At 65.8% G+C, this 12,447-nt stretch carries 14 protein-coding genes; 8 read left to right on the top strand and 6 right to left on the bottom strand.

Features of this window, described 5'->3' with window-relative positions:
* Positions 1-25: 25 nt before the first annotated feature.
* Positions 26-1,501, bottom strand: a complete 1,476-nt coding sequence (locus ACFRAH_RS03905) for a four-carbon acid sugar kinase family protein (RefSeq protein ID WP_377989609.1) — start codon at positions 1,499-1,501, stop codon at positions 26-28.
* 157 nt (positions 1,502-1,658) lie between these two features.
* On the opposite strand from ACFRAH_RS03905, the gene ACFRAH_RS03900 reads away from it, so the two are divergent.
* Complete coding sequence (locus ACFRAH_RS03900; RefSeq protein WP_377989608.1) at positions 1,659-2,360, top strand: FadR/GntR family transcriptional regulator; 702 nt, start codon at positions 1,659-1,661, stop codon at positions 2,358-2,360.
* A 74-nt stretch (positions 2,361-2,434) separates the two neighbouring features.
* A complete protein-coding gene (locus tag ACFRAH_RS03895; RefSeq protein ID WP_377963854.1) occupies positions 2,435-2,647 on the top strand; it encodes a dodecin in 213 nt (70 codons plus the stop codon).
* Positions 2,648-2,718: 71 nt separating this feature from the next.
* On the opposite strand, the gene ACFRAH_RS03890 is transcribed toward ACFRAH_RS03895, so the two are convergent.
* Positions 2,719-2,910, bottom strand: a complete 192-nt coding sequence (locus tag ACFRAH_RS03890; protein ID WP_377989607.1) for a hypothetical protein — start codon at positions 2,908-2,910, stop codon at positions 2,719-2,721.
* Between the two features lie 162 nt (positions 2,911-3,072).
* The gene (locus ACFRAH_RS03885; RefSeq protein ID WP_377989606.1) at positions 3,073-3,975 is read right to left on the bottom strand and encodes a helix-turn-helix transcriptional regulator; all 903 of its coding nucleotides are present in this window, start codon (positions 3,973-3,975) and stop codon (positions 3,073-3,075) included.
* A gap of 197 nt (positions 3,976-4,172) precedes the next feature.
* Here ACFRAH_RS03885 and ACFRAH_RS03880 point away from each other — a divergent pair, with 197 nt between their 5' ends.
* Both ACFRAH_RS03880 and ACFRAH_RS03875 read left to right on the top strand, forming a co-directional pair.
* The gene (locus ACFRAH_RS03880; protein ID WP_377989605.1) at positions 4,173-5,003 is read left to right on the top strand and encodes an aldo/keto reductase; all 831 of its coding nucleotides are present in this window, start codon (positions 4,173-4,175) and stop codon (positions 5,001-5,003) included.
* Between the two features lie 53 nt (positions 5,004-5,056).
* Positions 5,057-6,028, top strand: coding sequence for an aldo/keto reductase (locus tag ACFRAH_RS03875; RefSeq protein WP_377989604.1), 972 nt, complete (start codon positions 5,057-5,059; stop codon positions 6,026-6,028).
* 51 nt (positions 6,029-6,079) lie between these two features.
* Here ACFRAH_RS03875 and ACFRAH_RS03870 read toward each other — a convergent pair whose 3' ends face one another.
* Together ACFRAH_RS03870 and ACFRAH_RS03865 are read right to left on the bottom strand one after the other, a co-directional pair.
* Positions 6,080-6,289: a hypothetical protein gene (locus ACFRAH_RS03870; protein ID WP_377989603.1), complete on the bottom strand. Its 210-nt coding sequence runs from the start codon at positions 6,287-6,289 to the stop codon at positions 6,080-6,082.
* Positions 6,290-6,441: 152 nt separating this feature from the next.
* A complete protein-coding gene (locus ACFRAH_RS03865; protein WP_377989602.1) occupies positions 6,442-7,140 on the bottom strand; it encodes a CDP-alcohol phosphatidyltransferase family protein in 699 nt (232 codons plus the stop codon).
* 161 nt (positions 7,141-7,301) lie between these two features.
* Between ACFRAH_RS03865 and ACFRAH_RS03860 the strand changes: the two genes are divergently transcribed.
* From ACFRAH_RS03860 to ACFRAH_RS03845, 4 genes are all read left to right on the top strand, one after another.
* Entirely contained in the window at positions 7,302-8,132 is an 831-nt protein-coding gene (locus ACFRAH_RS03860) for an aldo/keto reductase (RefSeq protein WP_377989601.1), read from the top strand.
* A gap of 146 nt (positions 8,133-8,278) precedes the next feature.
* On the top strand, positions 8,279-8,542 hold the full coding sequence (locus ACFRAH_RS03855; RefSeq protein ID WP_377989600.1) for a GlsB/YeaQ/YmgE family stress response membrane protein: 264 nt from the start codon (positions 8,279-8,281) through the stop codon (positions 8,540-8,542).
* A 126-nt stretch (positions 8,543-8,668) separates the two neighbouring features.
* Positions 8,669-9,139, top strand: a complete 471-nt coding sequence (locus tag ACFRAH_RS03850) for a hypothetical protein (protein ID WP_377989599.1) — start codon at positions 8,669-8,671, stop codon at positions 9,137-9,139.
* A gap of 312 nt (positions 9,140-9,451) precedes the next feature.
* The gene (locus tag ACFRAH_RS03845; protein WP_377989598.1) at positions 9,452-11,530 is read left to right on the top strand and encodes a DUF222 domain-containing protein; all 2,079 of its coding nucleotides are present in this window, start codon (positions 9,452-9,454) and stop codon (positions 11,528-11,530) included.
* A 59-nt stretch (positions 11,531-11,589) separates the two neighbouring features.
* Here the strand turns inward: ACFRAH_RS03845 and ACFRAH_RS03840 are convergent, their stop codons facing one another.
* Positions 11,590-12,402, bottom strand: a complete 813-nt coding sequence (locus ACFRAH_RS03840) for a putative protein N(5)-glutamine methyltransferase (RefSeq protein WP_377989597.1) — start codon at positions 12,400-12,402, stop codon at positions 11,590-11,592.
* Positions 12,403-12,447: the final 45 nt, after the last annotated feature.

Raw genomic sequence — 12,447 nt, 5'->3', positions numbered from 1 at the left:
CCACCGGTGATTGAACCCGCTGAAATCAGAAGGTGTTGCTGAGCTTGCTGGTGACCTGGGCGAGTGACTCGTCGTCGCCCACGTTGCCGGCGAAAACGATGTACGGAATCCCCTTCGCGGGGCCGTCGACCGGTTCCCACAGGCTCACGATGCCGGGCAGCATGGGCCCGCGGACAATGGCATGCCGGATCTCCAGCCCGTGCGCCGCCACATCCGAGGAGGTGATGCCTCCCTTGGCGATGACGAACCGCGGCGGAAAGGTCTTCAGTGTCCGGTTCACCACGGCGACGACGGCGGCGGACACGGTGCGCGCGATCCGCAGGCTTTCGGCCGGGTCATCGGTCTTGATGAGCAGGCGGCTCGTGTGGACGATGACGTCGCCGCCCCGCAGCGCCGCCACGACGGCTTCCACGGTCTGGTCGAGGTACGCCGGCGCCTCCTCGCCCAGGAGCTTTTCGACGTCGATCTCCACAATGCGCGCACTGCTGTGCCGGTCCGTGAGCACCTTGAGCTGCCTGGTGGTCACACCCACGTGGGAGCCGACGACGATCAGGCCGCCGGCTTCGGAGGGGGTGTTGCCCGCGTACGCTTCCTCGCCGCTAAGCTCAGGCCTGATGTCCTGGCCGATCCGGGCGCGCATGAACGGCGGGCCCACCCGGTAGAGCAGCTTCTTGCCGCGGCGCTCGGCCTCTTCCAGCCCAAGGGCAAGGGCGCGCATGTCGTTTTCGGTGACTATGTCCACCACGATGGGGGTGGACTGCGTAGCCGGCTCAATTGCGTCGGCGATCGCCTTGGCCGACACCTCGGCCTGCCCGGTGGCGGAGCCGGCGCGGATGATGTTCAGGTCCAGCACGATGACGGAGTCTGCGGCGAACCGGCCCTGCGACTTCTCTTCCACGTACTTGGCCATCTCGGAATTGGCGAAGCCGAAGGTGGCGTCCTTGGCGAATTCGGTCTCCGCAACGGGGACCAGATGACCGGCCTCCGGCCCGCGGGTGTAGTGCACGCCGCCAATGGTGATGCGTCCGGCGTCGGGGAATGCGGGAACCATCACGACGCCGTCGGTGGCCTCTCCGCTTTCCGCCGCCACGGTGGCTGCGATGACGTCCGGCTCCAGGGGGAAGTGTCCGCGCAGGGTGGAGTCGCTGCGGCTCACGAAACCGAGCCGGACCTCCCCTTCGCCGTCCCGGGCCGCGGCCAGGGCGTTGCGCACCACTTCTTCGTTGCGCGCTGCTGCCTCCTCCGGGTCGAGGCTGCGGGTGTTGGTCAGCACGTATACGGCGGGCTTACCCTGATGGAGAGCCCACCGGAAGTCCTCGACTTCCCAGCGGGTGAGCACGGGAAGGTCTGCAACGGACTGCGTGCCGGTGGGGTCGTCGTCGAGCACCACCAGAACGCGCGGTGACGTGGCGGCCGTGGCCGCCACAGCGTCGGCGACCTGCTGCGAAGGGATCTGGAGTTCGGCGGGAAAGGCGGCCAGAACGTCGGATTCGAGGGGCACTGTGCACTCCGTTGTGTCGGAACTGTCTTGCGGATAACTTGTCAGATGTCAGACATCTGGCGTTTGATGCTAGTGTGGCATAACGCACAGCACGTGCGCAAGTACACTTTTGGCAGACATCTCCGGCTGTAAAGGCCGCACACGCTGAACGGAAGAAATGGCACGCAAATCACTGGTGGGCGTCGTCGCCGACGAACTCCTTGACCGCATCATCTCCGGCGAGTTCCCGCCGGGCAGCAGCGTGCCGGGGGAACTGGAACTCAGCGCACGGCACGACGTCAGCCGCATGACGGTGCGGGAGGCGATGAAAACGCTCGAGGCGCAGCGCATCCTCAGCGTGGAACGGGGCCGCGGCACGTTCGTGAACCCGCTGAACCGCTGGTCGTCGCTCGAGGCAGTGCTGCGGGCAGCCTCCGAAGGACAGAACGGCGCGGCCGCCGCGGTCCAGCTGATTGAGTTGCGGCGGATGCTTGAGACGGGCGCCTGTGAGCTGGCTGCACACCGCATTACCGACGCGGAGCTCCATGGCCTGCGGAACTGCCTGGCAGACATGCGGAAGGCACACCAGGACAACGACGTGGCGAGTTTCGTCGACGCCGACCTCGCGTTCCATGACCAGATTCTGCACGCGTCCGAGAACGTGTTCGTTGCTGTGCTCTTCGAGCCGCTGCACCGCGTTCTGGAAAAGGGGCGGACCGAGACCTCAAATGTGCCGGATATCCAGGAGCACGCCATCGGGCACCACCAGAACATTTACGAGGCCCTGGCCGCCCGGGATCCGCAGCAGGCTCGCAATGCCATGGACGCCCACATGCAGCAGACCCTCGACGACCTCAGAAGCTACGTGCTCGAAGCCTAGTCCCGGCGCTCCCGGTCCGATACTCTGCAGGAACGGCCCGCAGCCGGGTATCGATGGCGACCACGAGGAGCGAGATGTCTAACAACACCTACAGCATTTCTGAAATTGTCGGAACCTCCACAGAAGGCGTCGACGCGGCCGTCCGCAACGGCATAGCCGACGCCGCCAAGACCCTGCGGAACCTGGACTGGTTCGAAGTCAAGGAGATCCGCGGCCACCTCGACAACGGCCAGGTAGCCGACTGGCAGGTCACCCTCAAGCTCGGATTCCGGCTGGAGCGGGAGTAAACCCCGCCGCATACCAGCGGAAACCAAAGATGCGGCGCCGGCTGTTCTTCAGCCGGCGCCGCATCACTTGCTTAATCCTGGCCGGTGGCGCTGCGGCTCCACACGGTGGGGTTCCCACGGAAGGCGGGAAACACCTGGCCCTCGAAGAAGGCGTGCGCCTCATCCGGCGAGTCGGCGGGAGTCCACATTCCCGACGCCGGGCAGTGGGTTCCAGTGGAAGCTGCGGGCGTCTGTCGCTCCCGAAGCAGTGCGATGCGTTTCATCGTTGAATGTCATCCTTGATTTTGTGGGCGGGTGAAGTTCTCCCCCAAGGCTAGAAAACGCGACGGACTGGCCCAATGGACGAATGGATAAAATCCTTTGATCCTGCTGGGCAGAGGTACAGGAGAAACCTGTCTCCCGCCGCCCCCCTTCAGGATGGACGGTCAGCCGCGGCTGGAAGTCTGTTCCGCCGTCGTGCTTTCATCCCCGTTCAGGGTGCCCCGGCCCCTGCTGTCCGCGCCGAGGCTGCCGAGCAGTGCCAGTGCATCGGCCGACGGCGAGCCCGGCTTGGCCGAGTAGATCCGCAGCGTCTGGTCGGCGTCGTCCGGCAGCACCAGGTTTTCGAAATTCAGTTCAAGGTCACCCACCTCGGGATGGTGGAGGCGCACGGTCCCCGCAGAACGGGTGGCCACCCGGTGGCCGGCCCACCATTGGCGGAAGTGTTCGCTGTGAACCGCAAGCTCCCCCACGAGCTGGTTGGCCTGCGCGTCATTGGGGTGCCGTCCGACGTCAAGCCGGAGGGCGCCCGCTGCCTCCGCCGCCACTGTCTTCCAATCGCGGAAAAGCTCCCGCGCCCGGGGATCAAGGACCAGCCACCGGGTCAGGTTCCGTTCCCCGGGCGGCAGTTGCGGGAAGTCCGCAATGAGCAGGAAAGCCATCCGGTTACCGGCCAGGACATCCGCCCTGCGTCCAAGGACCAGGGCAGGCACGTCGCCAACGGCGTCCAGGAGTTGCCGAAGCCCAGGCCGGATTGCCTGGACAGGCAGCGGTGACCGGGCGGACACTGCACAGTGCCGCAGAAGGTTCATCATGTGGGCCTGCTCGCCGGCGTCGAGCCTGAGCGCCCGCGCCACGGAATCCAGAACGGCCCGGGACGCGTGGATGTTCCGGCCCTGTTCGAGCCGCGTGTAGTAGTCCGTGCTGATGTCCGCCAGCCGGGCGATCTCCTCCCGCCGCAACCCTGGCACGCGCCGCGCGCCGGCGCCGTCAGCGATGCCGACGTCCTCCGGTTTCAGCCGGGACCGCATTGCCTTGAGGAATTTGCCGAACTCGGCGCTCTGACCCATGACCTCCATTGTGCTGCACCCCGGGCAGCGTTTCTACAACGATGGTAGGACTGGCAATCCTAGGAAAAACAGGGAGAGTCACAGCTGCTGACTCCGGAGCCCTGGGTGCATAAGCTCGGAAAGAGCCCCGCGCCATCATCCTTCCGCGCGGCCCACTCTCAACACGGACTATCTAGTTGCATCATCAAGGAGAAGACATGTCGCAGATCCCGCAGGTCGTCCTCAACAACGGGGTTTCCATCCCGCAGCTGGGATTCGGCGTTTTCCAGGTACCCCCGGAGGAGACGCAGCGGATCGTCGAGGACGCCCTGGAGGCCGGCTACCGGCACATCGACACCGCGGCAGCCTACCGGAACGAGGCCGGGGTGGGGGCTGCCATCGCCGCCTCCGGCATCCCGCGCGAGGAGCTGTTCATCACCACCAAGCTGCGCAACGGCGACCAGGCCAGTGCCCAGGAGGCGTTCGAGAACAGCCGGAAGGCACTGGGGATCGACGTCGTCGACCTGTACCTGATCCACTGGCCGGTGCCTTCCCAGGGACTCTACACACAGGCTTGGAAGGCGCTGGAAGAAATCCACGCCACCGGCCAGGCCCGGGCCATAGGCGTCTCAAACTTTCTGGACGAGCACCTGGATGCTGTCCTGGCCGACGCGGACGTGGTCCCAGCTGTGAACCAGTTCGAGCTCCACCCGACCTTCCAGCAGGCCCCGCTGGCCACCAAGAGCCGCTCCCACGGGATTGCCGTTGAGGCCTACAGCCCGTTGGGCCAGGGCGCAGACCTGGACGCACCTGCGGTCACCGGCCTCGCCAAGGATCACGGGGCCACGCCCGCCCAGATCGTGCTCGCCTGGCACCTGGCCACCGGCAACATCGTCATCCCGAAGTCGGCCGACTCCGCAAGGATGCGGGAGAACCTCGCGGCAGCAGCAATCCGGCTGACTGCCGCAGACGTGGAATCGATCAATGCGCTGGAAGCCGGCTCCCGCATTGGCGCGGACCCCGCCGTCGCCGCATTCTCCCAGCTCTAACCGTTCTCGCAGCCCCAACCGCTTTCCAGCTCCACCGAAAGGACGAACCATCCATGGAGTACACCCATCTGGGCCGTTCCGGCCTCAAGGTTTCCCGGCTCTGCCTCGGCACCATGAACTTCGGCCCGCAAACCGAGGAATCCGAAGCGCATGCGATCATGGACTCCGCCCGGGAGTCCGGCATCAATTTCTTCGACACGGCCAACGTGTACGGCGGGACTGACCACCGCGGCTGGACAGAAGAGATCATTGGCCGCTGGTTCGCGAAGGGAGGCGAGCGTCGGGAACGCACCGTGCTCGCCACCAAGCTCTACGGCACCATGACGGACCGCCCGAACGAGTCGAAGCTGTCCGCGTTGAACATCCGGCGCGCCCTCGACGCCAGCCTCAAGCGCCTCCAAACCGATTACATCGACATCTATCAGTTCCACCATGTGGACCGGAACACGCCGTGGGACGAGATCTGGCAGGCCATCGAAGTGGCCATCCAGCAGGGCAAGATCCTCTACTCGGGCAGCAGCAATTTCGCCGGCTGGCACCTGGCCCAGGCGCAGGAAGCCGCCGCCCGCCGCAACTACACCGGCCTCATCAGCGAGCAGTCGATCTACAACCTGCTGACGCGGAACATCGAGTTGGAAGTCATCCCCGCGGCCCAGCAATACGGGATCGGGATCATCCCGTGGTCCCCGCTGCACGGAGGGCTACTGGGCGGGGTGCTCAAAAAAGAGCGCGACGGCGTCCGGCGGCTCGCAGGGCGGGCGGCGGAAACGCTGGAAAAGCACCATGACCAGATCCTGGAGTACGAGGACTTCGTCGAGGAGCTCGGCCATGAACCCGGCGACGTTGCACTCGCGTGGCTGCTCCGGCAGCCGGCGGTTACCGCCCCCATCGTTGGTCCCCGCACGCAGGAACAGCTCGACGCCGCCATCCGGGCTTTGGACGTGACACTCAACGAGGATGCGCTCAAGCGCCTGGATGGCATCTTTCCGGGCCACCGCACGGCTCCGGAGGACTACGCCTGGTAACCGGGACGGCTTCCGGCGGGCTGCGGATTGACGCCCCGGCTCGCCGCCTGCCTACCGGGCGGGCGGCCGCTGGGGGTCCTCCAGGGCGGGCTCGTCAGGCTCTCCGTCGGGGCCAGCGGGTGGTCCCGGGTTGTCCTGGGGAGGAATTGCCGGTTCCTCCTGGGGCGGATCCTGGTTGGGGTCAAACGGGAAACCCGCGGGTGAACCACTTTCAGGCTGGTCCGACGGATTCTGCTCCGGATCGGCGGGCGTTTCGCTCATGGTCTGGATCCTTTGCTGTTGGGAGGGCCTGGACATACCGTGCTCCGGCCCGATTCAAGCTTTACCAGCGGCGGCCACCGTTAGTCCAGAGCCGCCAAGCCCTGCGGCGAGCGACGGCGCCACCACATAAGGCCACCGCTAATACCGCGCCGTCAGTTCACCAGTTCCGTGCTGGAGTGGCGGCCGGTCCACTTGCGGTGGCTTTGCTCCAGTTCGACGACGTCCCGGCCAAACGAAGCGACCAGCGTTACCAGCGCCAGGGCAACGGCGGCCTTGCCAATTCCACCGGGTACGCCAGGAGTCAGTGCCACCAGCAAGGCGAACGGCTGGAAGGCGCCGATAACCTTGCGCAACCTCTTAACGGGCAGTGTCCGCTTCAGCTGAGGCCGGAACCATCCGGCGGCCACGAATGCGTACCACATCAGCCCAATGACCAGGACCCAGGGACCGACGGTCGGTGCAGCCGCACACGAGAGCACCAGGACCAGCGCCGCATCCGTCTGGACGTCCAGCCGGCCTCCCGCCGGGCTCGCGCACGCAAGTCGCCGCGCAACGGCCCCGTCCACCGCGTCAAGAATGAATGCCGCCCCGCCGAGCACCACCCCCGGCATGCCGGGAGCAGTTCCACTGAAGAGGGCCGGAACCGTTGTCGCCGCACAGCTTGCCACCAGGACAGCGCGAACCAGGGTCACCCGGTCCGCAGCCGTGGTCAGCCGGGGCTTGCGATTGAAGATGGAGGCCGCTGCATTTGCCAGGACAGCCAGTCCGGCACCTATCGCGGCAAGGAAGTACGTTGCGTCAGCACGTGTAGCAGTCAGGATCCAGCTCCCGGACACAAGGAAACAAGCCATGGCAACGGCTACGTCCACCAAAGCGCGCCTACCCAGCAAGACCTGCATATGCCTCCTTGCGCTCATCGTAACAACAGTCAGCGCATAAGCATTCCGGGCCTGACCTCGGAAGATAACAAACGCTCTGGGCAAACCGGCCCCGATAGGAAAGACTCTTCGGCATGGCACAAGCACCACTAATCGAACTGAACGACGGCAACCGGATTCCCCAGATCGGCTTGGGCACCTGGCCGCTGAACGACCGGGAGGTGAGTGACGCCGTCGTACGGGCTGCGGAAGCCGGGTACCGGCATATCGATACGGCCGTGCGGTACGGCAACGAGGCCGGCGTCGGATCCGGAGTCCGGGCGAGCGGCCTGGACCGGAGCGAGTTCTTCATCACCACCAAGCTGGACGGGGAATTTCAGGGTGGAGACCGGGCCGTAGCGGGCCTTGAAGGCTCCCTCCAACGCATGAACCTGGACTACGTGGACTTGCTGCTGATCCACTGGCCGCTCCCCCGCCGCGGAGAATTCATCTCCACCTGGAAGACCTTTGAGCGGCTGCAGGGCGAGGGGAAGGTTCGCTCGATCGGGGTCTCGAACTTCAAGCCGGCCCATCTGGAACAGCTGATGTGGGAGACCGATGTTGTGCCGGCCGTGAACCAGATGCAGATCAACCCGTCGGTGACCCGCTCCGCCGACTGCGCCTACAACCAGGGGCACGGGATCGCCACAGAATCGTATAGCCCGCTGGGGGCAGGTTCGGGGCTGCTGTCCGCGCCGGTGCTGACCAGAATCGCGGGAAAACATGGCCGGACGGCGAGCCAGGTGGTGCTGCGCTGGCACGTCCAGCAGGGCCTGGTGGCCATCCCCAAGTCGGCTGATCCCCAGCGGATGAAGGAGAACATCGACGTCTTCGACTTCGCCTTGGATGACGAGGACCTGACGGCTATCAGCACCCTCGACGAAGGCCCCGAGGCGGGTGTGAATTCGGACGTCCAGGGCCACTGACGGGCAGCGCCGGGCGTCGGTCCTCACGGGCAGGCACTTGGAACGCGACTGGCAAAAAAATAGTAAGCATGATTAGTATTGAGCAGAAGGACGAAGCGTACCCGGCAAACGGGTAACTCCTTTAGATGAAGAAGGAACGATAAAAGATGGGTTTTTTCGCATTTCTGATTCTTGGCCTCATTGCCGGAGCCATCGCTAAGGCCATCCTCCCCGGCCGGCAGGGCGGCGGCATTTTCATCACGCTGCTGCTCGGCGTGGTTGGCGCGATCCTCGGCGGCTTTATCGGCAGCGCGCTCTTTGGAGTGGGTATCAACCAGTTCTTCTCGCTGTCCACATGGCTGCTGGCGATCGGCGGCGCACTTATCGTGCTGCTGGTCTACGGCATGGTCACCAAGCGCTCCGCCCGCTAGACGGAGTCGCTGGATAAAGCACCGCCGGAACCGGCTCCGGGGAACTTCCCGGAGCCGGTTTCCCACTCAGGCCTCTGACGGGCTGAACAAAATCGTACAGATCCCCCTCAAGAGCAGGAGATCATCATGAAAGCCAAACTTCTCTTCGGCGCCGGAATCGCTGCAGGCTATGTGCTCGGATCGAGGTCCGGCCGGGCAGCGTACGACAAGCTCAAAGCACGGGCCGCAGGCATCTGGGACAGCAAGCCGGTCCAGGATAAGGTCACGGCTGCAACTGAGGCGGTCAAGGAGAAAGCCCCCGAGGTCAGCGACCACCTGGCTGAAGCCGCACGCCGGGCAGGCACCGTGCTCGGTTCTGCCATGCACCGCGACGCACACGCTGATACTGCGTCTGCTGGCTCTGCGTCCGCTGGCTCTGCTTCTGCAGACAGCGGGCACGTGCCCGCCCACAGCACGCACCCGGAAACAGTCAACCTCGGGACCTCCGACGTGGAGTCCGACCCGGCGCTCAGCGACACCACGGGTCAGGACTGGTCAGACGAAGGCGGAGCCACTCCTGCCGGTGCTGCCACCAACGTGAACCCGGACAAGCAGTAGCTCCGAAGCCGACTGCTGAGGCCTGCATCCCGGACGGTGTGGGCAAAAACTAAAAAGTCAGACCCCTCTGACAATGTTTTCCCATGGAAGCTCCCGGGGAAAACGCAGACTGCACATCAGGCCGGGCAGCAATGCCCGGCCTGAGTGCTGCCTTGCTGCGAAGCGTCCCAGCTTCCGGGTGTCCGGCTTCCTCCGGAACCGGCACCGCCGTTGCGGACACATCTTCGTCCGACGGCGGTGCTGCCGCCGGATTCGCGGCTCATCTCCCCGGTCACAGCCAAAAATGTCAGACCCTGGCGGGATAGTTTTCCTATGGAAGCGATTGGTGAGCACGAAGCAGGCATTGCAGCGGGGACTGATGTCTCCGGCGCCAGTGCCGCTGCCCTGCTGCGTGGCCGCGGGCTGCGCAGCGTTCCCGCCGCGGCTCCTGTGGCTGGCTCCCCTATGAGCGGAAAGTCCGACGGCGGTGCTGCGCCGGCAACCGCTGATCTGAGGGCGTCCGTGGCGCTGCTCGATTCGGCAATCACCGCGGCGCAGGAGGAGCTGGCCGCAGCAAACTTCGTCGAGGCGGCCGATTTCGCCGAACTCACCGAGGAGCTCTCCCGCCGCGTCGAATACTTTCAGGTCCTTGCTGCCGCCGCCGTGGACCGGGCCCGGACCGAGGCGATCAACGCCGCCGCAGCAGCCAGCCGTGCGGCCGGCTGGACCACAGGCTGGGGCACAGGCTGGGGCACAGAACCCGAAGCCGCCCCGGCGGGCACGGAATCCACACTCGTCGAGTCCACCATCACCGCCGCACCGTCCACGGCCGCCACCGCAGACACCGACGCCGACAGTGGTGCCAGCGAGAGTGCCGACGCTGCGGTTCCGGCCGTTCCCGCGCGTGCGGTGGGCTGGTCCCCGGCCGACGACGGGGCACGGAACACCCCCGACTTCCTCCGCACCCGGCTCCGGATCAGCTCCACCGAAGCACGCCGCCGGCTCGCCCTCGCCAACGCCACCCTCCCCCGCACCGGACTCGCCGGCCGCCCCATCCCGCCAGAACACGAAGAAACCGCCGCAGCCCTCACCGCCGGAATCATCTCCTCCCGCGCCGGCACCATCATCACCACCGCCCTGGACAAAGTCCGCCACATCCCCGACCCCGCCACGATCGCCCACATGGAACACAACCTCACCCAAACCGCGATCGAAAACGACCACGACTTCCTCACCCGCATCGCCCACCGCTGGATCGACGCCCTCGACCAGGACGGCACCGAACCCTCCGAAGAAAACCTCCGCCACCGCCAAGGCGTCTTCATCCGCCCCAAACGCGGAGGCCTCCACCACCTCGAAATCCACGCCACCACCGACCAATACGAAGCCCTCACCACCGCCATGAACACCGCCACCAACCCCCGCACCACCACCCCCAACACCACCAACTGCGGGAACGACAAGAACGACAACAGCAGCAGCAGCGGCGCTGAGCGCAGCGACGGCGGTGAGCGCACCGACCTCGACGCGGCATTCAACAGCACCTACCTCCCGGACCTGGACCGCCGCACCCTGGCCCAACAACGCCTCGACGGCCTCATCGGCGCCGCCAAAGCCGCCCTCGCCGCCGGCACCCTGCCCACCACCGGAGGACTCCGCCCCCAAGTCATGGTCACCGTCTCCTACCAAGACCTCCTCGGCAGCATCGAAACCACCGCCGCCCAAGGCCCCCGCTACAACAGAAACGCCACCAACACCCGGCCAAGCCCCACGCCAACAAACGACACCCGGCAAACCACCAGCAACCAGCCAACCAACACAACCGGATGGCAAGCCCACGGCCCACAAGAACTCCTACCAGGCACCTGGCAGGCCAACGGGCCCGAACCCCTGCCCGGCACCGCACCGGTCGGCATCCCGCCCGTCATCAACCGGCCCGGCACCGATCTCTTCACCGCACCCCGCTTTGGCACAAACACAGACGGCCCCACCGGCAGCGGAACCTTCACCTACACCGGCCCCATCACCGCCTCCACCATCCGCAAAATCGCCTGCGACGCCAACATCATCCCCATCCTCCTCAGCAGCCAAGGCAGAATCCTCGACATCGGCCGCACCACCAGGATCTTCCCGCCCCACATCCGCAAAGCCCTTCACGCCCGCGACCAAGGCTGCGCCTTCCCCAACTGCACCATCCCCGCCACCTGGTGCGAAGCCCACCACATCACCTACTGGTCACGCGGCGGACCCACCAGCACCGACAACGGCGTCCTCCTCTGCACCCACCACCACCACCTCATCCACAAGGAACAATGGAAAATCCACGTCAAAAACGGCGTTCCCTGGTTCATCCCGCCGCCCCACATCGACCCACGCCAACAACCCCGACAAAACCACCACCACAAAACCTGAAACCAGCCGACGGAGTCCTGTCAGGCAGACACGGCCACGCACAGGACAGGCACCCCGACTTAGAACCGCTCTCCGATCACCACTGTCGCGTCCAGTTCAGCCGACACAGCGGTCCGGGGGCTCAGTCCCCCACGGACCATTGCCGCTCCAGTAAGGGGTGCCTGCCGCCTGCTCGTTTCGATGAGAAGATGTCCGCCAGGACGGAGCCAGGCAGCCGCTTCCGCGATCACCCGGCGCTGGATGTCGAGCCCGTCGGGCCCTCCGTCGAGCGACACCCGCGGCTCGTGGACTCGGGCTTCGTGGGGCATGCTGCCGATGGAAGCCGTGGGAACATACGGCGCGTTGACGGCCAGAACGTCAACGTCGCCTCGGAGCCGGGCAGGCAGCGCCGAGTACAGGTCACCTTCATGGACCGCACCGCCCAGTGGCAGGAGGTTGAGGCGGGCGCAACGCACGGCGGCAGGGTCGACGTCGGAAGCGTGCACCTCAAGGCCGGGCACCAGTACCGCCAACCCAGTACCTACGGCTCCGGAGCCGCAGCACAGGTCAACAACGACCGGCGGTGTCGGGGACAAAGCCTCCACGGACGCCACACCGAGGAGTGCAGCAGCTTCCCGGACCAGCAGCTCCGTCCGGCGGCGCGGCACAAAGACGCCGGGCTCAACCCTGATCCGCAAACCGCAAAACTCGGCCCAGCCGAGAATATGCTCGAGCGGAAACCCGTCGACCCGCCGCTGCACGGCGACGGTCAGTTCATCGGGGCCAAGGCCTGCGGACAGGAGAAGGTCCGCTTCGCCCTCGGCGAAGACACAGCCGGCGGCCCGAAGCCTGCCGATGACGGCGGGACGGGAAAGCGGTGATTGAACAGGCATGGAGGCGTCCTTCGGTTGAATGATGGGCGCTCCGTGCATCCGTAC

Origin of the sequence: Arthrobacter sp. NPDC056727 (assembly GCF_042790555.1) — a bacterium.
In the GTDB taxonomy this organism is placed as follows: domain Bacteria; phylum Actinomycetota; class Actinomycetes; order Actinomycetales; family Micrococcaceae; genus Arthrobacter.
This window is presented reverse-complemented; position numbering and strand designations above follow the sequence as displayed.